The organism is Streptomyces sp. NPDC048664 (genome assembly GCF_040650555.1).
Lineage (GTDB): Bacteria > Actinomycetota > Actinomycetes > Streptomycetales > Streptomycetaceae > Streptomyces.
This window is the reverse complement of sequence record NZ_JBEZHK010000002.1, coordinates 1-18722: the sequence shown is the minus strand read 5'-3', so window position 1 is coordinate 18722 and position 18722 is coordinate 1. Positions and strand designations below refer to the sequence as shown.

Sequence of the window (18722 nt, the reverse complement as noted above, 5' to 3'; positions counted from 1 at the left end):
GTGGGCCTGTGGCGCAGCTGTGGAAGGGGCCGCGGTCCGCTGTTCTCCCCGGTCGCCTCCGTGGTCGCCTCCGTGGTCGCGCCGAAGCGCGCACGGAAGCGGGGGTGATGGGCGTCAGCCGTGCGCGGCCACCCGGCCCGACCGCACGAAGTCCGTGAGCCAGCGGCGGAAGTCCGACCCGAGGTCGGGGCGCTCGCAGGCGAGCTCGACGACGGTGCGCAGATAGGAGGCGCGGTCGCCGGTGTCGTACCGGCGGCCGGAGAAGACCACGCCGTGCACGGGGTGGTCCTCGGACGCCGCCAGTTCCCTGAGCGCGTCGGTGAGTTGGATCTCACCGCCGTGGCCGGGCGGGGTGGCCGCGAGGACGTCGAAGACCGCCGGGTCGAGGACGTAGCGGCCGATGACCGCGTAGCCGCTCGGGGCGACGTCGCGGGCGGGCTTCTCCACGAGGTCGCTCACGCGCACCAGCGTGCCGTCACCGGCTCCGATGTACTCGACGGGCTTGACGGCGGCGCACCCGTAGAGGTGGGTGCGGTCCGGCTCGACCTCCATGAGCGCGACGACGCTGCCGCCGTGGCGTGCCCGTACCCGGAGCATGTCGGTCAGCAGGGTCTCTCCCGGGCCGATGAGGTCGTCGCCGAGGAGGACCGCGAACGGCTCGTCGCCGACGTGGTCGCGCGCGCACAGGACGGCGTGGCCGAGACCGAGCGGGGCGCCCTGGCGGACGTGGTGGATCCGGGCCAGGCCGGTCACCCCGCGGACGGCGGCCAGGCGCTCGGTGTCGCCCTTGGCGGCGAGGGCGTGTTCGAGTGCGGTGTCGCTGTCGAAGTGGTCCTCCACGGCCCGCTTGCCGCGGGCGGTGACCAGGAGGACGTCGTCCAGTCCCGCGCTCGACGCCTCCTCCACCACGTACTGGATGGCCGGCCGGTCGACGACCGGCAGCATCTCCTTGGGGGTGGCCTTGGTCGCCGGAAGGAATCGGGTGCCGAGCCCGGCCGCGGGGATCACGGCCTTGGTGACCGTGGCGGACGCCGTGGAGCGTGCCGCGGTGGGGGTGGGTGCGTTCATGGCCTTCACTCTCACCGTCCGAGCTGGGCGGCACCTGTGGGGAGCCTGGGTCGGGGCGATGCGTCGCACCGCCGCCGGACCGGGGGCTCCCCCGGGCGGGGATCAGGGCGTCACGATGGCGAACTCCTTGTCCGGGGTGTCCAGTACCGCGAGGAGCGAGGTCAGCAGGTGCGGATCGCCGGTCATGGAGATGCCCTGGGTCCCGCCCCCGGCGAGCATCACCAGGAGCTGGGCCCTGGTCATCGTCATGGTCAGGCCCGCGTCCTCGTTCGCGGTCGTGCCGGTCGTGTGGGTGAGGACTCCGTGGGCGAGGCGCAGGTGCCAGTGGTCGTCGCCGATGTGCCAGTCGATGGCGAGGTCCAGCTTCCACGCCTTGGGGCCGTCGACGCGGACCGCGATGCCGTCGATGAGTTGTCCGACGGTGAGGGCCTGGTACACGTCGGCGCCGTAGGTTCCGGCGGCCGCGGGGCGCACTCCGTGGGCGAGTTCCTGGGCGCCGGTGAGGTAGAAGTTGCGCCAGACGGCGTTCTCCTGGGCGTGGCCGAGCCGGGTGTAGAGATCGGCGAGCCGGCGCTTGGCCTCGGTGTCGTCGGGGTCGTTGAAGACGGCGTGGTTGAGGAGGGTGACGGCGAAGCGCAGGTCGCCCCGTTTCGCGTACTGCTCGGCGCGGGCACGCACGGCGGCCTGTCCGCCCAGGCACTCCACCCAGCGACGGGCCTCGTCGGCGGGCTGGTGCTCCCACAGATGGGCGGGGTTGCCGTCGAACCAGCCCATGTAGCGCTGGTAGATGCCCTTGACGTTGTGGCTGAGGGAGCCGTAGTAGCCGCGGTTGGCCCACACCCCCTCCAGCGCGGGCGGGAGTTCGAGGGTTTCCGCGATCTCCGCCGGGGTCAGTCCCTGGTTGATCAGGCGGACGGTCTGGTCGTGCAGATAGGCGTAGAGGTCCCGCTGGTGGGTGAGCAGGGTGACGATCCGGTCGTTGCCCCAGGTGGGCCAGTGGTGGGAGGCGAACGCGACGTCGACGTGGCCGTCGTAGAGGCCGATGGACTCGGTGAGGAAGCCGGCCCAGGCGCGGGCGTCGCGGACCTCGGCGCCGCGCAGGGTGACGATGTTGTGCATCGTGTGGGTGGCGTTCTCCGCCATGCACACGGCGCGCAGGTCCGGCAGGAGGAGGTTCATCTCGTCCTGGCACTCGGTCCCGGGGGTCATCTGGAAGCGGACACGGACCCCGTCGAGGGTGACCTCCTGTCCGGTGGTGCTGATGTACCGGGTCGGCGCGATCAGGCCGACGGTGCCCTGGGAGACGGCGAGACCGAGGCCGCAGCCGACCTGCGCGCCGGCGCCCGCGGGGAGGGTGGCGCCGTACATGTAGGCGGCTCGCCGGGTCATCGCGGGGCCCGCGTAGACGTTCTCGCTGACCGCGTGGTCCATGAAGCCCTGTGGCGCGAGCACCGGCACGTCGCCGGCGCCCTGGGGCAGGACACCGCGGCAGCCGCCGAAGTGGTCGACGTGGGGGTGGGTGTAGATCACGGCCTTCACCGGGCGGTCGCCGCGGTGGGCCCGGTAGAGCCCGAGTGCGGCGGCGGCCGTCTCGGCGGACGTCAGCGTGTCGATGACGATCACACCGGTGTCGCCCTCGACGATCGTCATGTTGGCCAGGTCCAGGCCGCGGACCTGGTAGATCCGGTCGGCGACCTTGAACAGGCCCTGCCGGGAAAGCAGTCGGGCCTGCCGCCACAGGCTCCTGTCGACGTCCTCGGGCGGGGTCTCGTGGCCGCTCGTGAGGAAGCGGTAGGTGTCCGGGTCCCATACGGTCGCCCCGGACGCGGTCCTGATCACGCCACCGGTGTAGGGGGCGACCAGTCCGCGCTCGGCGTCGGCGAAGTCCGCCCTGTCGTCGTAGGGGAGGCTGTCGGTCCGGGTCGGCGACAGGTTCGCGCCGCCGCGCGGGGGGTGGGAGGGCGGGGGGCCGGTGGCCGCCTCGTGCGCCTCGGCGGTGGATGTGTTCAGTGCCAGTGCCGTCGCCGCGGCACTGGCCGCGGTGACGAAGCCGCGCCGGTGTATCGGGGTCATGGCGTACGCCCCTTCTCGCATGTCGGGTCGGTGCATGTCGAGCGAGGCCCCGGTCGCGGCCGCAGTTGCAGTCGGACTGCAATCGGGGTTGGGGGCCACTATTGCAGTCGAACTGAACGAAGAGAAGGTCTGTCGCCCACACGGCAGTTCGGGAGACCGCCGGGGACGGCGTGGCCGCACGGGGGCACGGCTCAGCCCCGCGTCACACCCAGCAGAGCGCGCAGGCTTCGCCCCATCGCCGCCCTGGCCGCCGCCTCGTCCAGGCCCCGCCGCGTGAGCAAGTGGTCCCAGGCCGCCCAGGACGCGGCGACCTCCAGGGCGTCGAGGAGCCCCCCGGGCCGGCGCGCCCCGGGCACCTCGCGCAGCTCCGGGGCGAAGACGCGGGCCAGGTCCTCCCGGAACCAGGTGTCCCCCTGGGCCATGATCCGCCGAAGGCCCGGCGAGTCGGGCTCGATCCCGAGGCCGATCCTGCGGATCGGCGTCATCACCGCGTACATCCGGGCGCGTTGGGCCAGCAGCGCGCGGATCCTGCGTGCCGCGGCCCACTGCGGCGGGACCGGCTCGGCCAGGGCCCGCCATCGCTCGGCCTGCCGCTCGGCGGCGGCGACGTAGAGCGCCTCGCGGTCGACGAAGTGCACGAAGACGGTACGCTCCGACACGCCGGCCCGCTCGGCGATGGCCTTACCGGTGGGGGCGCGCACTCCTTCGGCGAGGAGGTCCAGCAGGGCGTCCACCAGCGCCGTGTTGGTGCGCCGCGGATCACGCCGCGCGCGGGGCGCGTCCCCCGCCGCGACCGCGCGCCTTTTCCGCTCTTCCTGTGCACTCACGGCATCCATGGTCTCAGGAACCGGTGCCCCGGCACCCCGGCGTGCGTCCCGCACCGGCGGAAGGGCCACACGTGCCCCTCGTGAACGGGCGCACCGGCCCCGGCCCGCCGGTGCGTCCGTGTCACCACGTGCCCGTCCGGACCAGGGCCGTGGCGAACACGGCGGTCACCCAGGTCCACAGGACGGCCAGGGCGATGTGGCCGAGTGTGTACAGGCGGTGCCCGCGCCACAGCCCCGGGGAGAAGTAGGCGAACTGGGCGGCCCAGCGCAGGCCCCAGAACACGGTCTGCCCCGCCAGCAGGGCCGTGGGCAGCCGGGCCCCGGTCAGCAGGTCGGGCGCGAACGCGAGCGGGAGCGCGCCGAGCAGCGCGCAGACGAGACCGATGAAGAAGAGGTGGGCGTAGGAGACCTGACGGGTCAGCAGCGTCGTCGTGGACAGGTCGGCGGGCCAGTCGAGCAGCCTGGGCAGGACGATGTGGACCAGGCCCATGACGATCAGGGCGAGGCCCACCAGCCGCAACTGCCCGGTCAGGGTGAGTAGTTCGCTCACGTGTCCGTCCCCCTGCGGAAGGCGAACGCGGTGACGAGCCGCGCGACGCGGCGTTCGGCCGACGGGGTCAGCCCCGCTCCGGCGGCGAGGTCCAGCCAGGTGGAGCGGGGGTAGAAGTGCCAGGCGCCGGGGCCGAAGACGGCGGTGTTCGCGGCGTCCCTGAGGTGTTCCACGAGGACGAGGCGGCCGCCCGGCCGCAGCGTGCGTGCGCATTCGGCGAACAGCCGCTGCCGTTCGGCCGCGTGGCGCAGCTCGTGGGCCGAGAAGACGAGGAACACGGCGTCCGTCGAGGCGTCCGGCACCGGCAGGGCGTGCGGCTCGCCGGGCAGGGCGTGGGCGGGCGGCGGTACCCGGCGGCGGGCGCGGCGCACCGAGCCCTCGGTCATGACGGCCGGGTCGTAGAGGTCGACGGTGGTCTGCCGCGAGGCCGGCCAGCGGGCGGCGAGCGGGCCGCTCGTCTCGTCGAGCCCGGTGCCGACCACCAGATGCGCGGCGGGCGGGGCGGGCAGCAGCTCGTCCAGCCAGTCGAAGTCGTACAGCCCGGAGCGGTCGTAGACGAGCCAGGTCGCGAGCGTCGTGGAGGCGAGCAGTCCCGTCGCCGCCAGCGTGCCCGCCCTGGCCAGGGGCCGCAGCGGTCCGGGCAGCCTGCCGTGCAGGGCGGCGGAACCGGCGCAGGCCGCCAGTCCGGTGGCGTACAGCGGCCAGTTGTAGGCGATGACGTCCCGGACGCCGGAGCGGTGGTGCGCGGGGGTGTTCACAGCGCGCCGCCGTCCTGGGCGCGGCGTACGCCCCGTTCCCAGCCGTAGTCGACGTCCGCCACGTGGAAGGCGTTGGCGAGCAGGGGCCGGGTGCCGGCGAACGGGCCGTGGTCGAAGAAGGTGAGCCGGCGCACGTCGACGTGGACGGGTCGCGGGTCCCAGTGGGTGCGGAAGGCCTTGATGACGATCATCGAGCGGGTCTGCGGCTCGTACTCGAAGGTGTACGGCAGCGGTCCGGCGAACCGCCGGGCCTCGCGCGCGTCGGCGAACGGGCTGCCGTCGGGCAGCGGCGCCGGGTCGCCGCCGATGCCGGCCCTGACATGGAGGTCGGCGCGCCCGTCCGCGCTGTCGACCCGGAACTCCAGGGTGCCGCCCGCGGCGTGGGCCTGGATGCGGGCGAAGTGGTAGTCGTAGCGGGTGAGCAGGTTGCCGCCGAGCACCATGAGACGCCGGTCGGTGTCGCTGCGCAGGATCCGCAGCCCGCGCATGGTCCGGCCGCCGGGGGTGGGGAAGCGGGCGAAGATCCGGTAGCCGGTGAGGTGGTAGTCCGCGCCGAGGGCGGCCGGGAGGACGGCGGGGCGCAGGTTCCGGGTGCTGACGAGGGCGGCGGCGACGAACCCGTGCTCGCCGTGGGTGTCGAGTTCCAGGCCGGGCGGCAGCAGCGGGCGGAGCACGTCGGCGGGCAGGGCGTAGGTCAGGACGAGGGAGTGCACGAAGTGCGTGCGTATGGGCACGGGGTGGCGTTGGAGCAGATGTCTCACGGCTCGATCCTCCGGTCGTCGTCGGCGGTGGCTCCCAGGCGCACCGCGCGTTCCACGCCCCACAGCACCGACCGGTCCTCGGCGGCCCAGCCGGGCCCCGCCGGTCCGGGTTCGCGGGCACTGCGGAGCACCACGGTGCCGCCGGGCCGTACCGCGTGCCGTACGGCGGCGCGCAGTCGGCGGGCGTAGGCCCGGCCCGGCCCGTCGAGCACGTTGGAGAGCGTCACCGCGTCGTAGGAGCCCGGCCTGGCCCGTTCGAGGACGGCGGCCACGTCGTCGTGGACCAGCCGCACGTGCGGGGCGTACGGGGGTGGGCTGCCCGGCGGGTCCTCGCCGGTGAGCAGGCGGGACAGCCAGGGGTTGGTGGCGTTGGGGTGGCGTACGACGGTGCGTTCGATCCGGTGACGCAGCACCTCGTCGAAGCGGGCGGGGACGACGCCGGCGAAGGAGGGCCGCAGCACGGTGGCCAGGACTCCGCCGGGCCGCAGGGCGAGCCGCATCAGCCGGCGCAGGCCCGGCCCGTCCAGGTCCTGGTGCCAACGGCGTTCCTGCTCGGCCGGGTCGGCGAGGCGCAGGAAGTCCCGCAGCGGGTCGGGACGCCAGGGGGGCAGCAGCAGGGCGGCCGCGGACCGCCCCCGTCGCATGCCCTTCTCCGCGACGCCCTCGAGGGTGGGGCCGCCGGCCAGCCGGGCGCGGGCATAGGCGAGTTGGTCCGGGTTGATGTCGACGGCGGTCACCTCCCAGCCGAGGCCGGCCAGGGCCGCGGCGGTGTCCCCGGCGGAGGCGATGCACAGCGCTCTCGGGCGGGGCCCGGTGCCGGGGGCGGCCACCGGGAAGACGCGTCGTTCGACGTGCCAGTCCTCGTACATGCGGCCGAACAGCAGCCGGGGTCCGCCGAACCGGCCGGTGAGCCGCCCCTCGGCCCAGGGCGTCGCGGTGCTCACGCGTCCGCCGGGCGGGGGGTGGCCGTCAGCCAGATCAGGGCCAGGAACACCAGGTTCTGGGTGAGCAGCCGACCGGGCTCGTCGATCTGTCCGGGGGCGAACAGCAGTCCTCCCGCGTTGAACAGGGCGATCAGCGCCGTCTGGACGACGGCCGCGGCCCGGGTCCACCGCCCGCTGAGCACCCACAGACCGATCGCCACCTCGGTGAGCCCGATCGCGACGAGAGCCGCCGTGGTGGCCCAGCCGGGCAGCAGCGGGACGTCGGACACGATCGCCCGCTGGTCCGCCCGGCCCGGCCAGACCTTGCACCAGAAGCCCTCGTAGAACCAGACCAGCGCGATGGCCCACCGCGCCGCCGCCGGTCGCCACCTCCGCCCCCACCCCGCGTCGATCATGCGCACATCATGCACCTGGAGTGAGGGGCCGGTGCGGGGCGGGGCCCCGCTCACCGTGGTTGACTCTCCACCTTGTCGAGGGCTCAGGGTCGCGGGTGTGGAGAGCGAGATGCGCAGTATCGGGGAGATGGCCCGGGACAGCGGACTGAGCGCGAGCGCGCTGCGGTTCTACGACCGTGCCGGGGTGCTGGTCCCCGCCTGGGTGGACCCGGTGACCGGCTACCGGTGGTACGACCCGGAGCAGGTGGACGAGGCACGGGTGCTGGGCCGGCTGCGCCGGGCCGCGATGCCGCTGGCGGACATCCGGCTCGTGCTGGCCGGCTGGACCGGATCCGACACGGAGCTGGTCCGGACGCTGCTCGATGCGCATCTGCGTCGGCTCGAAGCGGGCGTACGCGACGCGCGCGGCGAGTTCTCCCTGCTCCGGGCCCTACTCGACCGCAAGGAGAACCCCATGACCTCGACCCCGGCCACCGGTGTCCGACTGTCGCTGCCCGCGCCCGCCCTGGCCGCCGCGCTGGACGCGGTCCGCTTCGCGGTCTCCACCGATCCGGAACTCGTGCGTCTTTGCGGGGTGTTGTTCGACTTCGACGGCGGGGCGGCCGGGGACCAGGGCCCGGGGCTGCGCGTGGTGGCGACCGACCGCTACCGGCTGGCCGTCGCGCACGCCGTCGCCACCGGCGGAGAGGCCGGTGGCGGCCCTGTCCAGGTGGTCGTGCCGGCCGCGCTCGTGGACGCCATGCGCGCGCTGCTGGACGGGGACGACCCTGTCGTCCTCGGGGTGGAGGGCGACCGGGTGAGGTTGGTGGCCGGGGACCGCGAGGCGGCCGGGCAGTGCCTCGGCCATGGCTTCCCCGACTATCGGCGGCTCGTCCAGGTGCCGGCGGGCCGGAAGGCCGCCGTGGACGCGGTGGCGTTCCGCGGGGCGCTTCGGGCCGGTCCGGTGCGGTGGAGCGAGCCGACGGAGGCGGGCGGGGCGCCCTGCGCGCTCAGCGTGCTCCGGGTGAGGGGGGACCGCACGGTGGAGATCTGCGCCGAGGGGGACGAGGGGGACGAACTCGTGGGCGTCAACCGGGAGTTCCTGATCCAGGCGCTGGAGGCCGGGGGGCGGGGCGAGCGGGTGCTCGAACTGGGTGCGGCCACCGCTCCGCTGGTGGTGCGGGGGGCCGGCGCGGGGACGTACTCGTTGCTGATGCCGGTGCGACTGGGGTGAGCTCGGGGGCCCGGCCCCGCGCCCTCGCTCCGCTACCGGCTTCGGTGGTCGAGGGACGCCAGCTGGTCCAGGATCCACGGGTCGGCCGCCCTGAGCTGGTCCGCGATCCACGGGTCGGTGGGCGTCGCGCGGGCGGGCCCGGGCGCGGCGACGGCCACGGGCGTGGCGGCGACGGCGTCGCCGCCCGTGGCCAGGAAGGTTCCTCCGGCGAATGCCGCGAAGGCGCCGACGGTCGCGATACGCCGCGTGAGCTTGTTCATGACGTTCTCCCTGCACGAGTGCCGATGTCCTCGGCGTGGCTCAACCTATGCCGCTCGCGTTAGTTGAACAATGAACTAAAGCCGTGAAAGACATCACGTACCGATCTGTGACGAAGGCGGTCCGGAACACGGGCGGGCGGGGCGCACGCCCGCTGCCCCGGCGAGGATCAGCGCTCCTCGCCGGGGCGGACCCAGCCCAGCGAGCGCTCGACGGCACGCTTCCAGGAGTCGTACTCCCGCCGCCGGACCTCGGGGTCCATGTCGGGCATCCACTGCGCGGCCCGGTGCCAGTTGCGGCGCAGCACCTCCAGGTCCGGCCAGTAGCCCGCGGCGAGGCCGGCCGCGTAGGCGGCGCCCAGGGAGACCGTCTCGGCCACCAGGGGCCGTACCACGGGCACGTCGAGCACGTCCGCGAGGAACTGCATGAGGAGGTTGTCCGCCGTCATGCCTCCGTCCACCTTGAGTTCCTTCAGGGCGAGCGCCGAGTCGGCGTTCATGGCGTCGACGACCTCGCGGGTCTGCCAGCCGGTCGCCTCCAGCACGGCCCGGGCCAGATGGCCCTTGGTGATGTACGAGGTGAGCCCGACGATGACGCCCCGGGCGTCGCCGCGCCAGTGGGGCGCGAACAGACCCGAGAAGGCGGGGACGATGTAGCAGCCGCCGTTGTCCGCGACGGTCAGTGCCAGCGTCTCGATCTCGGGCGCGCTGTTGATCAGCCCCAGCCGGTCGCGGAACCACTGGACGAGCGAGCCGGTCACGGCGATCGGGCCCTCCAAGGCGTACACCGTCGGCCGGTCGTCGATCTTGTAGGCGACGGTGGTGAGGAGTCCGTGCGTGGAGCGCACCAGGTCGGTTCCGGTGTTCATCACCAGGAAGCTGCCGGTCCCGTAGGTGCACTTCGCCTCGCCGGGCGCGAAGCAGGTCTGGCCGAACAGGGCCGCCTGCTGGTCGCCGAGGGCGGCGCAGATGCGGATGCCGGGCAGCAGCGCGCGGGCCTCGCCGTAGACCTGCGCCGAGGGCCGTATCTCGGGCAGCATCGCGCGCGGGACGCCGAAGAACTCCATCAGCTCCGCGTCCCAGTCCAGCGTGCGGATGTTCATGAGCATGGTGCGGCTGGCGTTGGTGGCGTCGGTGATGTGCAGCCCGCCGTCCGGGCCGCCGGTCAGGTTCCAGATCAGCCAGGTCTCGATGGTCCCGAACAGCACCTCGCCGTCCCGGGCACGCTGCTCCAGTCCCTGGACGTGGTCGAACAGCCAGCGGATGCGGGGGGCGGAGAAGTAGGTGGACGGGGGGAGGCAGCAGCGGTCGAGGAAGAAGTCGGTCCCGGGACGCTGTTCGAGCTCCTCGACCAGGGACGAGGTGCGGACGTCCTGCCAGACGACCGCCCTGCCCAGGGGGACACCGGTACGGCGGTCCCACAGCACCGTCGTCTCGCGCTGGTTGGCGATCCCGACGGCCGCGATCTGGGCGGCCTCGATGCCGAAGCCGGCCAGCGCCTGGGGCACGATGCTCCGCACGTTGCGCCAGATCTCCAGGGCGTCGTGCTCCACCCAGCCGGGGTGCGGGAAGAACTGCTCGTGCTCGCGCTGGGCGACCGACACGAGCCGTCCGCGATGGTCGAACAGGATGCACCGCGTGGAGGTGGTGCCCTGGTCGATGGACATCACATACCGTTCCACCATGATCGGCTCTGCCTGCCTTCCGATGCGTCGCGGCGGTGCCCGGGCTACCAGCGGGCCGCGCCCAGGTCTCTGGAGATCGCCCGGGCCGCCTCCCGCAGCAGGGTGATCAGGGGCGGCTGCGGCTGGCCCTTGCTGTCGCAGATCCGCTCGACCGGTCCGGACACCCCGAGGGCGCCCACCACGAGGCCGCCGTGCCCGCGGATCGGTGCCGCGACCCCGGCCTCGCCCATGGCCATCTCCTGCACCTCGGCGCCCCAGCCCTGCTCCCGGATCTCCACGAGCGCCCGGTTGAGGTCCTCCGGGAACACCAGGGTGTGCCGGGTGTACGCCTCGAGGCCCGACTCCAGCAGCGGCTCCACGGGCTCGGTGCCGAACGCCAGCAGGACCTTGCCGAGCGAGGAGGCGTGCAGCGGCAGCAGCGCGCCCACGTCCAGGGTCTGGAGGGTGTCGTCCGGCCGGAAGACGTGGTGGACGATCAGTACCTTGCCCTCCAGGGGGGTGCCCAGGCGGACGGCCTCGCCGCTGCGGGCGGCCAGGGCGTCGGCCCAGTTGATCGAGCGCGACCGCAGTTCGTTGACGTCCAGATAGCTGGTGCCGAGGTGCAGCAGGGCCGCACCGAGCTGGTACTTCCCGGTGGCGGCGTCCTGCTCGACGAAGTCCACGTGCTGGAGGGTGCGCAGGATGCCGTGGGCGGTGCCCTTGGCGAGCCCGAGCGAGGAGGCGACCTCGCCGAGTCCCAGTCGGCGAGGGCCACCGGCGAGCAGCCTCAGGATCGCCGCCGCTCTCTCGATCGACTGGACCGGTCCGGCCATGAGCCGATCCTAGCCCCGATTCATCCCGATTTCAGGCTGGTGTTCGGTAATGGCGACCCGGGTTCATTGACCGCACCCGATTCGGACCTTACCGTGCCATAACCGCCCGGTAACTTGCCGGGAGCCGGCCCGGCGAAGGAGGGCTCATGTCCATAGCGCAGCTCAGCGCCGCGCCGCGTGAGGACGTCGCACACGTCTTCCCGCTCCCCCATGCCGCCCGGGCCGTCCCGACCGTCCGCCGGCGGGCGGAGAGGGTGGTCGCCCACTGGAACCTGCCGCCGGAGGTGGCTGAGGACGTCCTGCTGGTGGTCTCGGAGCTGCTGACCAACGCGGTCGTGCACGCCCTGCCGCCCGCGGCCCTGCGGCTGACCCGGGTGCGGGTCCGGGGGCGGGCGGCCGTCCGGGTCGAGGTGACCGACCTGGGGCCGGTGACTCCGGCGGCGGCCTCGGCCCCGGACGCCTCGATCGACCCCGACGAGCACGGCCGGGGCCTGTGCATCGTCAGGGCGCTGGCGGACCGGTACGGCGTGGAGGTGCACCCCGGTGGCACCTGCCGGTGGGCGGAACTCGCGCTGGAGTGAGGCCGGAGCGCCGGGTCACGGCCGCGCGGGGTCCGGGGCCGCCCGGCGCAGGGCCGCGATACAGGTGGACACCGCCTGCTGGAGTTCCTCCAGACGCTGGAGCATGTCGTCCTCGTAGAGGTCGTCGAGCTCGTCGGCGTCCTCGAACGTCAGCTCCTCGAAGACCTTGGTGGCCCGCTGAAGGCTGCTGTAGAACTTCGTGCGGCGTTCCTTCAGGTGCAGGTCGGGATCGGCCTCGACGGCCTGGAGCACCAGCTCCTTCACCGAGTCGTACGCCTCGGTGGCCCAGGTGCCGGCCTCCTCGCCCTCGTCGAGTTCGTCGAGGAGCGACAGATGGCGCTCGGCCTCCGCGCGCAGGCCGGCGGGCGCCTCGATCGTCTGCCCGGCCGGGGTCTTGACCTGGCCCTTCTCCACGATCTGCCGGACGTAGCCGACGCGGTCCGCGGTCCGGGTCTCGGTGGCCACCGCCTTCTTCAGCTCGTCCGTGCGGGCGATGTCCCGGGCCAGCTCGCTCTGGAGTTCCGGATCCTCGCTCAGCCGGTCGAGCAGCGCGGTCCGCGCGGCGCGGGCGGTCGCGGGGTCGGCGAGGATCGCCGCGCGCAGCGCGGTCGGGTTCTCGGCGACCTCCAGCGCCTTGGTCGGCCTGATGCCCTCGGCCTCGGCCGCCGCCGCGATGGCGCCGCCGCGCTCGGAGGAGGCGCTGGAGCGGGAGGCGTAGTACGACACCCAGACGTCGGAGTCCGGCAGCTCGATCTCCTGGCCCGGGACGAGGATCTCGAAGTGCGGGACGAGGCCGTCATCGGCGGCTTTGTCCCAGGCCTTGTAGTAGCGCATGACCCGCTCCGGGGAGCACCCGGCCAGCTCGGCGAACCGCTTGGCGGAGACCTTCGCGGTCCGGCCGGCCGGCTCGCCCCCGGGACGCACGCTGCGCGCCACCTTCAGGGCGAACGCCCAGCCGCCGGTGCGCGCGTACACCCCGAACTCGCGCGCGTCACGCACCACGGTCCCGGCTTCGGGGACGCCGCCCGCCTCCCCGACGCCGGGAACGTGCGCCTCGGCCGCGTCCGGCTCCGCCGCGTAGGGAACGTCCGGGTGCACCGTCTCGGGCAGGTCCGGGTGCGCTACGTCGGGCACGCCGCCCGGGTCCGTCGCATCGGGCAGGCTCGGCTCCGCCGCCTCGGGCACATCCAGGTGCACCGTCTCGGGCAGGTCCGGCTCTGCCGCGTAGAGCACGACCGGGTCCACCGCCCCGGACGCCTCGGTGCCCGCCCCACGGGGTGCGTCCGCTTCCGCCGCGTCGGGCAGGTACAGGTCCACCGTCTCGGACGCGTCCGGGTGCGCCGCCTCAGGCACGTCCGGGTCAGCCGCCTCGGACGCCGCGATGTCCGTCCCACGGGGCGCGCCCAGGTCTGCCGCCTCGGGCGCGTCCAGGTCTGCCGCGTAGGGGACGTCCGGGTCCACGGCCTCGGGCAGGCTCGGGTCCGTCGCCTCGGGCGCGTCTGTGTCCGCCGCACGGGGTGCGGGCGACGGGGCCGGGGCGACCTCGACTGTGTGGCCCTCGGCTCCCGCGGAGGCGGGGGCGGCTCCCGGCTCCGTCCAGAAGCCGTCGTCCTCGGCGGGCGCCCCGCCGTTCGGCGCGGCATCGGCCGGACCGCCGGCTCCGGGAGGGACGAGGGACAGGGGCACTGGGAACTCCCGGGGGCATGCGCGGACGGTGGAAATCGGAGCCAGCAGCCTATACGCACCCGCTCCGGCCACTGCGCCCTTCTCCGCGAGGACGGGCCCCGGGCGCGGGACACCCCGAACCGGTGCGCGGCGCGGAATACGCGGCCTCGGACCGCCGTTGAGCCTGCCACGACCGAGCGATCTTGAACGGCGCGCAGCGGTGGAGACCGCGAAGCGGCAGAGGCGACGTACACGGAGGGACGAGGACATGAGCGAGGACACCGGGGCGCACCACCGGAACCCGTGGCGGCGACGGCTGGGCCGATACGGCATCTGGAGTGTGGGACTGCGGTCGCAGGACCCGGCGCTGCGCGGCGAACTCGGCGAGGCGACGGCCGAGTTGGAGGAGCTCGGCTACGGAGCCGTCTGGCTGGGCGGCAGCAGCGCGGTGACGCACGCGGTCCCCCTGGTCCGGGCGACGTCGCGCATGGTGGTGGCGACCGGCATCCAGAGCATCTGGGAGCACGGGGCGCAGGAGACCGCGGCGCGCCTCGGCGAGTTGGAGAAGGACCACCCGGACCGGTTCCTGCTCGGACTCGGCGTCAGCCACGCCGCGTTGACGACCGCGTACGCCCGACCGTACTCGGCCATGGTCGCCTACCTGGACGCGCTGGACGCCGCCGGGGTGCCCGCCGAGCGGCGGGTCCTGGCCGCCCTGGGCCCGAAGATGCTGAAGCTGTCCCACGACCGGGCCGCGGGCTCCCACCCGTACCTGGTGACACCCGAACACACCGCCATGGCCCGCGAGATCCTCGGCGAGGGACCGCTGCTGGCACCGGAGACCAAGGTGATCCTGGACGAGAACCCGGACACCGCGCGCGCCACGGCACGCCAGGGGCTGGCGCGCTACCTGGCCCTGCCGAACTACACCACGGCCCTGGCACGGTTCGGCTTCACCGAGGAGGACTTCAGGGACGGCGGCAGCGACCGGCTGGTCGACGCGTTGTTCGCCTGGGGAGACGACGACCGTGTGCGGGAGCGGATCGACGCCTACCTCTCGGCCGGGGCGGACCATGTGGCGCTCCAGGTCATCGACGAAGGCCCCCGCGACACTCTCCCGCGCACCGCCTGGCGTCGTCTCGCCGGGCTGCTGCGCTGAGGCCGAGGCCGAGGCGCACCCGATTGTCAGTGGTGCGCTCTAGCGTGGGAGTCGAGAACCACGACGAGGAACCGGAGATCCCATGACCACCCTGCCCGGCAGGCCGCACAGCGCGTTGCTCGTCATCGACGTCCAGAACGGTGTGGTGGCGGGCGCCTACCGCCGTGACGAGGTGATCGCGAACATCAACACCCTGATCGGCAGGGCCCGGGCGCAGGACGTGCCCGTCGTGTGGGTGCAGCACTCCGACGAGGATCTCCCCGTGGGCAGCGAGAGCTGGGGTTACGTGCCGGAGCTGGTCCGCCGCGAGGAGGAGCCCCTCGTCCACAAGCTCTACGGCGACTCCTTCGAGGACACCGCGCTGGAGGCCGAGCTCGCGAAGCGCGGGGTGGGACGGCTCGTCGTGACGGGCGCCCAGACCGACGCCTGTGTCCGCTCGACGCTGCACGGAGCCCTGGTCCGGGGCTACGACGTCACGCTGGTCGGTGACGCCCACACGACGGAGGACCTCACGGCCTACGGGGCGCCGTCCCCGGAGCAGGTGATCGCGCACACCAACCTGTACTGGAAGTGGCAGAAGGCTCCGGGCCGCCGTGGCGGCACCGTCGACACGGCGGAGGTGGCCTTCACGTCGGACGGGGAGGGCTGAGCGGCCGGTCGTCTGCGAGAATCGCGGGATCTTCTCGTGGCGCCACGGTACGCGCGGTGCTCAATACCCGTCAGGAGCCAAGAGGTTGTCGCCCGAGCACATAGCCCCGTCCGCCTCCCGCGAGGGCGAACCCGGCCCCGCGCGCGAGGACCGCGAGCGTCTGCGGGCGGACTGCGCCGACTGCTTCGGCCTGTGCTGCACGGCCCTCCCCTTCGCCCGCTCCGCGGACTTCGCCGTCGACAAGCCCGCGGGGCAGCCCTGCTCGCATCTCCAGCGCGACTTCCGCTGCGGCATCCACGCACGGCTGCGGGACAAGGGCTACTCCGGCTGCACCGTGTTCGACTGCTTCGGCGCCGGACAGAAGGTGTCCCAGGTCACCTTCGGCGGCACCGACTGGCGTCGGGACCCGCGGACGGCGCGCTCGATGTTCGCCGTCTTCCCGGTCATGCGGCAGTTGCACGAACTCCTCTGGTACGTCACCGAGGCTCTCGGCCTCGCGGCGGCCCGGCCCGTGCACCCGGAGCTGCGCCGGGCGCTTATCCGGGTCGAGGACCTGACCCACGGCAGCGCCGAGTCGTTGGCCGGCCTCGATGTCGAGACGCTGCGCGGCGAGGTGAACTCCCTGCTCCTGCGGGCGAGTGAGCTGGCGCGGGCCCAGGTGCCGGGCAGGAAGAAGAACCATCGCGGAGCCGATCTGATCGGCGCGAAGCTGCCGGGGGCCGCGCTGCGGGGCGCGAGTCTGCGCGGCGCCCTGCTCATAGCGTCCGACCTCAGCGGCGCGGATCTGCGCGACGCCGATCTGATCGGGGCCGACCTGCGCGACACCGACCTCCGTGGCGCCGACCTCACCGGTGCCCTCTTCCTCACCCAGGCCCAGCTCAACGCGGCCAGGGGCGACGCGGCGACCAGGCTGCCGGCCGGACTCGACCGACCCGCCCACTGGACGGCCGCGGCATGACCGTTCCCGAAAGATCCCCGGTGTGGCCCGTCGCGCTGCTCGCGTCCCTGGTGGGCCTGGTCGTCCTCGCGACCGCCGGGTTCTTCGTGTTCGTGGTCCGCGGGATGTCGGACCCGGTGCCCCCGTATGTGGGCTTCCGGGTGGAGGGGAACACGATCGACGTCAAGTTCCCCGTCTGCCCGTCCGACGTGGTCCACCGCGTCGAGGTCAGGGACTTCACCGACACGAACGAGGAGCCGCGCCTGCTGTGGTGGGCGTCGGAGCCCACGGCCGCGCCGGCCGCGCCGGGCGTCGTCAGGCTCTGGTCCGGCGAGGGGTTCGCACGTCACGCCCCGGCATCCGCCCCCTCCGCCCCGCCCCGCGTGCTCGACGTGTCGTACGCGGGCCCGTCCGGGCGGGGCGCGTCCGGTGTCCTCGACCTGCGTGAGGCGTCCGCGGCGAAGACCGCTCCCGGGCAGTACTGGACGGAGGAGGGCTCCAGGACCGCCGAGCAGATCGACGCGCAACTCCACTGCCGCGACCACACGGCCGGCTGAGCCGACCCGCCGGGCGACGGCAGCGCACCTCAGGGGAGCCGCACGCCCCGCCAGGCCCGGCCCGTACGATCCGGGCCGTCGTCAGAGGGGATCGTGCGGGCCCGCGTCCGGTTTCAGCTGGACCGCCGCGAGGTCGGCGCCGAGCCCCAACACGGAGGCGGGACCGGGCAGACCGGCCAGCGCGAGGGCGTCGGCCTCGTCGTCGTGCAGTCCGGTCAGCCGGGTGCGGTAGCCCTCGACCAGGGCGAAGCCGCCCGCGTGGCCCGGCTCGCCGTAGACCGGGACGCCGGCGGCGGAGAGCGCGTCCACGTCCCGGTGGACGGTGCGCACGGAGACCTGAGACCGGCGCAGACCCGGTCGAGCGTGAGGTCGTGGTCTCGCGAGCGGCCGGTCGTTCAGCGGGGCAGGATGCGCAGTACTGCCTCGTGTTCGCCGCTGAGCCGCAGGCCTTGCTGTACTGCGGCGCTCAGATCGAGGTCGCCGAGCAGGGTCGCGGCCAGCAGGTGCGGCGGTCCGGTCAGGGACGCGGTGGGGTGGTCGACCCGGCCGGCGTGGGTGTGCACCGAGCCGTCCTTGACTTCGATGACCAGGTCCTCGTTGCCGTCGGCGTGCAGTTGCAGGGCGATTGCCGGCTGGTCGGGGCGGTGGTCGGTCAGTGCCCGGGCGGGCATGTCCAGCCAGTGGGTGCGGAAGGTGTCGCTGCCGGCCGGCTCACGCAACAGCGGCACGCCCCACCGGCTCAGCTCCTGCAGCACCGGCTCCAGCGCGCGGCCACGCTCGGTGAGGGAGAACAGGGTGGTGGCCACCGGCGGCGGGGCGGCCTCGCGGTGGATCAGGCCGGCTTCCTCGAGTTCGCGGAGCCGGTCGACCAGCAGGTTGCTGGCGATCCCGGGCAGCCCGTTGCGCAGGTCGGTGTGCCGGCACGGACCCAGGGCGAGCAGTTCGCGGACGATCAGCAGGGTCCACCGGTCGCCGATGGCGTCCAGTGCTTTCGCGATGCCGCAGTACTGCCCGTAGGTGCGCATGCCACCACCCTACATTGTGGCGTTGAGATTCAAAACTCTCTTGTTGACTTTCTCAACAACGTCGGTCTAGCGTCGCTCCCCATGACCCCCACCCTTTCCGTGCGTCGGCTGGCCTGGGCCGGCGTCGAGATCCGTCTCGGCGACACCCGCCTGCTGATCGACCCGCTCGAGAACGTCGCTCCGCTGGCGCCGGTGATGGGGCCGCCGCACCGGCCGGTCGACCCGGTCGACACGCCGCCCGGCACCCACGCCCTCATCACCCACCTGCACCCCGACCACTACGACCACGGCCTGATCGCCCGGATCGCGGCCACCGGCACGATCGGCTGCCACACCCCGAGCGCGGCGGCGCTGCGCGAGGCGGGCATCACCCCCGTTGCCCAGGACCTGGGCCAGTCACGCCGCATCGGAGAGCTGACCGTCACCCCGGTGACCTCGCTGGACTGGCGCGGCAACGACTGTGACCAGGTCGCCTGGGTCGTCGAAGGCGCCGGCCGGCGGGTCATCCACTGCGGCGACACCCAGTGGCACGGCAGCTGGTGGCAGATCGCCCGCGACCACGGCCCGTTCGACGTCGCGTTCGTCCCGGTCAACGGCGTCATCGCCCACTTCGAGGGCTACGCGGCCAACGTCCCGGCGACCATGACCCCCGAGCAGGGCGTCGAGGCCGCCGTCGCACTCGGCGCCGGCACCGTCTGCGCCATGCACTACCTTGGTCTTTAACCTGTGCGGCGAGGTCGCGGAGTGGTCGACTTCTTGTTCCGGGACGTGGTGGTGCCCGTCTTGCGGGGTGTGTGGACGTCGTG

20 protein-coding genes and 1 pseudogene are annotated in these 18722 nt (G+C 73.4%); 7 read left to right on the top strand and 14 right to left on the bottom strand.

All coding sequences use genetic code 11. From position 1 onward, the window contains the following. Window positions 1-114: 114 nt before the first annotated feature. From AB0C59_RS01940 to AB0C59_RS01905, 8 genes are all read right to left on the bottom strand, one after another. On the bottom strand, window positions 115-1068 hold the full coding sequence (locus AB0C59_RS01940; RefSeq protein ID WP_363000178.1) for a UTP--glucose-1-phosphate uridylyltransferase: 954 nt from the start codon (window positions 1066-1068) through the stop codon (window positions 115-117). Window positions 1069-1170: 102 nt separating this feature from the next. After that, window positions 1171-3141 carry an alkyl sulfatase dimerization domain-containing protein gene (locus AB0C59_RS01935; RefSeq protein ID WP_363000177.1) on the bottom strand — a complete coding sequence of 657 codons (1971 nt, stop codon included), beginning with the start codon at window positions 3139-3141 and terminating at the stop codon, window positions 1171-1173. A gap of 191 nt (window positions 3142-3332) precedes the next feature. Further along, a complete protein-coding gene (locus tag AB0C59_RS01930; protein ID WP_363000176.1) occupies window positions 3333-3968 on the bottom strand; it encodes a TetR/AcrR family transcriptional regulator in 636 nt (211 codons plus the stop codon). A 121-nt stretch (window positions 3969-4089) separates the two neighbouring features. Continuing rightward, complete coding sequence (locus AB0C59_RS01925) at window positions 4090-4518, bottom strand: hypothetical protein (RefSeq protein WP_363000175.1); 429 nt, start codon at window positions 4516-4518, stop codon at window positions 4090-4092. Next, the gene (locus tag AB0C59_RS01920; RefSeq protein ID WP_363000174.1) at window positions 4515-5276 is read right to left on the bottom strand and encodes a methyltransferase domain-containing protein; all 762 of its coding nucleotides are present in this window, start codon (window positions 5274-5276) and stop codon (window positions 4515-4517) included. Before AB0C59_RS01920 ends, AB0C59_RS01925 begins: the two co-directional genes overlap by 4 nt. Beyond that, entirely contained in the window at window positions 5273-6037 is a 765-nt protein-coding gene (locus AB0C59_RS01915) for a DUF2071 domain-containing protein (protein ID WP_363000173.1), read from the bottom strand. The genes AB0C59_RS01920 and AB0C59_RS01915 overlap by 4 nt, the downstream gene beginning before the upstream one ends. Next, entirely contained in the window at window positions 6034-6981 is a 948-nt protein-coding gene (locus AB0C59_RS01910) for a hypothetical protein (RefSeq protein WP_363000172.1), read from the bottom strand. Before AB0C59_RS01910 ends, AB0C59_RS01915 begins: the two co-directional genes overlap by 4 nt. Further along, complete coding sequence (locus tag AB0C59_RS01905) at window positions 6978-7376, bottom strand: DoxX-like family protein (RefSeq protein ID WP_363000171.1); 399 nt, start codon at window positions 7374-7376, stop codon at window positions 6978-6980. Before AB0C59_RS01905 ends, AB0C59_RS01910 begins: the two co-directional genes overlap by 4 nt. Window positions 7377-7485: 109 nt before the next feature. Here AB0C59_RS01905 and AB0C59_RS01900 point away from each other — a divergent pair, with 109 nt between their 5' ends. Then, window positions 7486-8589 (top strand): MerR family transcriptional regulator, encoded by a 1104-nt coding sequence (locus AB0C59_RS01900; RefSeq protein WP_363000170.1) that lies wholly within the window; start codon window positions 7486-7488, stop codon window positions 8587-8589. A 32-nt stretch (window positions 8590-8621) separates the two neighbouring features. Here AB0C59_RS01900 and AB0C59_RS01895 read toward each other — a convergent pair whose 3' ends face one another. The 3 genes from AB0C59_RS01895 to AB0C59_RS01885 all read right to left on the bottom strand — a co-directional run bounded on the left by AB0C59_RS01895 (window position 8622) and on the right by AB0C59_RS01885 (window position 11343). Beyond that, window positions 8622-8849: a hypothetical protein gene (locus tag AB0C59_RS01895; protein ID WP_363000169.1), complete on the bottom strand. Its 228-nt coding sequence runs from the start codon at window positions 8847-8849 to the stop codon at window positions 8622-8624. Window positions 8850-9016: 167 nt separating this feature from the next. After that, window positions 9017-10531: a glycerol kinase GlpK gene (gene glpK / locus AB0C59_RS01890; RefSeq protein ID WP_363000168.1), complete on the bottom strand. Its 1515-nt coding sequence runs from the start codon at window positions 10529-10531 to the stop codon at window positions 9017-9019. 44 nt (window positions 10532-10575) lie between these two features. Further along, window positions 10576-11343 carry an IclR family transcriptional regulator gene (locus AB0C59_RS01885; protein ID WP_363000167.1) on the bottom strand — a complete coding sequence of 256 codons (768 nt, stop codon included), beginning with the start codon at window positions 11341-11343 and terminating at the stop codon, window positions 10576-10578. A 146-nt stretch (window positions 11344-11489) separates the two neighbouring features. Here AB0C59_RS01885 and AB0C59_RS01880 point away from each other — a divergent pair, with 146 nt between their 5' ends. Continuing rightward, on the top strand, window positions 11490-11924 hold the full coding sequence (locus AB0C59_RS01880; protein ID WP_363000166.1) for an ATP-binding protein: 435 nt from the start codon (window positions 11490-11492) through the stop codon (window positions 11922-11924). 15 nt (window positions 11925-11939) lie between these two features. Here the strand turns inward: AB0C59_RS01880 and AB0C59_RS01875 are convergent, their stop codons facing one another. Further along, on the bottom strand, window positions 11940-12926 hold the full coding sequence (locus tag AB0C59_RS01875; protein WP_363000597.1) for a hypothetical protein: 987 nt from the start codon (window positions 12924-12926) through the stop codon (window positions 11940-11942). A gap of 931 nt (window positions 12927-13857) precedes the next feature. On the opposite strand from AB0C59_RS01875, the gene AB0C59_RS01870 reads away from it, so the two are divergent. The 4 genes from AB0C59_RS01870 to AB0C59_RS01855 all read left to right on the top strand — a co-directional run bounded on the left by AB0C59_RS01870 (window position 13858) and on the right by AB0C59_RS01855 (window position 16891). After that, a complete protein-coding gene (locus tag AB0C59_RS01870) occupies window positions 13858-14748 on the top strand; it encodes an LLM class F420-dependent oxidoreductase (protein WP_363000165.1) in 891 nt (296 codons plus the stop codon). Between the two features lie 82 nt (window positions 14749-14830). Then, window positions 14831-15397, top strand: a complete 567-nt coding sequence (locus AB0C59_RS01865) for a cysteine hydrolase family protein (RefSeq protein WP_363000164.1) — start codon at window positions 14831-14833, stop codon at window positions 15395-15397. Window positions 15398-15497: 100 nt separating this feature from the next. Then, window positions 15498-16355, top strand: coding sequence for a pentapeptide repeat-containing protein (locus tag AB0C59_RS01860; RefSeq protein WP_363000595.1), 858 nt, complete (start codon window positions 15498-15500; stop codon window positions 16353-16355). Next, the gene (locus AB0C59_RS01855; RefSeq protein WP_363000163.1) at window positions 16352-16891 is read left to right on the top strand and encodes a hypothetical protein; all 540 of its coding nucleotides are present in this window, start codon (window positions 16352-16354) and stop codon (window positions 16889-16891) included. The genes AB0C59_RS01860 and AB0C59_RS01855 overlap by 4 nt, the downstream gene beginning before the upstream one ends. Before the next feature lie 111 nt (window positions 16892-17002). Here AB0C59_RS01855 and AB0C59_RS01850 read toward each other — a convergent pair. Further along, window positions 17003-17290, bottom strand: a pseudogene (locus AB0C59_RS01850) (HTH domain-containing protein); the annotation flags it as partial. After that, the gene (locus tag AB0C59_RS01845; RefSeq protein WP_363000162.1) at window positions 17287-17916 is read right to left on the bottom strand and encodes a helix-turn-helix domain-containing protein; all 630 of its coding nucleotides are present in this window, start codon (window positions 17914-17916) and stop codon (window positions 17287-17289) included. The gene AB0C59_RS01845 and the pseudogene AB0C59_RS01850, both read right to left, overlap by 4 nt. An 81-nt stretch (window positions 17917-17997) precedes the next feature. Between AB0C59_RS01845 and AB0C59_RS01840 the strand changes: the two genes are divergently transcribed. Continuing rightward, the gene (locus AB0C59_RS01840; protein WP_363000161.1) at window positions 17998-18639 is read left to right on the top strand and encodes an MBL fold metallo-hydrolase; all 642 of its coding nucleotides are present in this window, start codon (window positions 17998-18000) and stop codon (window positions 18637-18639) included. Window positions 18640-18722 lie beyond the last annotated feature (83 nt).